Consider the following 1,055-nt stretch of genomic DNA (forward strand, 5'->3'; position numbering starts at 1 on the left):
CGTGACCGATCCTCACCTGCAGAGTCCTCTACCTTTGGCGGGGACTTTCATCTGAGGCACGGCCCCTTGCTACGCGGGGACTTTCCATGAGTCTCGTCGAGGTCTGGATGCCGGCCCCAGCTCTTGGTACTCTGGGCGGGGCTTCTCGATGAGCCTGCCGCCCGCGCCGAGATTGTCGGCTTGGTGAACACATCGATTGCATCTTCTGCCAGAGGTTCTCGTGACTGCCACGGCGCCCCGGACGGCAAAGCGGGCACCGACCATGCGGACGGCGCCGAGATAGCGATGAACTCATGCACCTCACTCTGAACGATGCCAAGACGGCCGCACGAACGCTGCGACGGAGCCTGGCCGCGATCGAGGTCTCCATCAGCCATAGTCGCGCTCTGGAGATCGTCTCGCAACAACTCGGCTACGCGGATTGGAACATCGCATCGGCTCGACTATCCGCCGTGCGTCCTGGTACTGGCGCACCGGTCCCGGTGCTCCGCATCCACGACGAGGCCCTCGCAAGGGAGTTCTATCTGGACTACCTGGGCTTCACCGTCGAGTGGGAGCACCGCTTCGAGCCTGGGATGCCCCTATACCTGCGAGTACGCCGCGACGAGACGGCCTTCGATCTCTCCGAGCATCACGGCGATGGCACACCGGGAACCGTGGTCTGGGTGCCCGTTGCCGACGCCGCCGCTTTCCTCGCCGAGATCTCCATACGAACGCACCCACGCCTCAACCCCGACATCGATCGCGACACTCCCGGCGGACCCACGATCGAGATCACGGACCCCTTCGGCAATGTCCTGCGTCTCTGCGAAACGAACGAATAGCCCGGACCCCTGACTGCCGGAGCGCGGCACTGGCTGCGCACGAGAGCTCAGCAGCATTGCAGTCGTCGTTCCCGCAGCCAGTCAGGGCCAGAGGCAGCATGAACAGCGCGTGCGAACGGTGAGGTTCTGACGCTAGGGCATGTCTGACAAATGTGCGGTCCAGGCGATCACCGCGTTGAGGACGACAGCAGCGCGATAGGTCAGCGCGTGCTTGTCATAGCGAGTCGCGAT

At 63.8% G+C, this 1,055-nt stretch carries 1 protein-coding gene and 1 pseudogene; one reads left to right on the forward strand and one right to left on the reverse strand.

What is annotated here, in order from left to right:
* Positions 1-293 precede the first annotated feature (293 nt).
* Positions 294-824, forward strand: coding sequence for a glyoxalase superfamily protein (locus BCY76_RS17280; RefSeq protein WP_070159499.1), 531 nt, complete (start codon positions 294-296; stop codon positions 822-824).
* 132 nt (positions 825-956) lie between these two features.
* Here the strand turns inward: BCY76_RS17280 and BCY76_RS18760 are convergent.
* Positions 957-1,055: pseudogene (locus tag BCY76_RS18760) on the reverse strand (IS5/IS1182 family transposase); the annotation flags it as partial.

This window comes from Nesterenkonia sp. PF2B19 (assembly GCF_001758425.2).
Classification (GTDB): domain Bacteria; phylum Actinomycetota; class Actinomycetes; order Actinomycetales; family Micrococcaceae; genus Nesterenkonia; species Nesterenkonia aethiopica.

Excerpts from the sequence above, each read along its gene's own strand:
- BCY76_RS17280 (WP_070159499.1), top strand. The coding sequence starts at position 294 with ATGCACCTCACTCTGAACGATGCCAAGACGGCCGCACGAACGCTGCGA.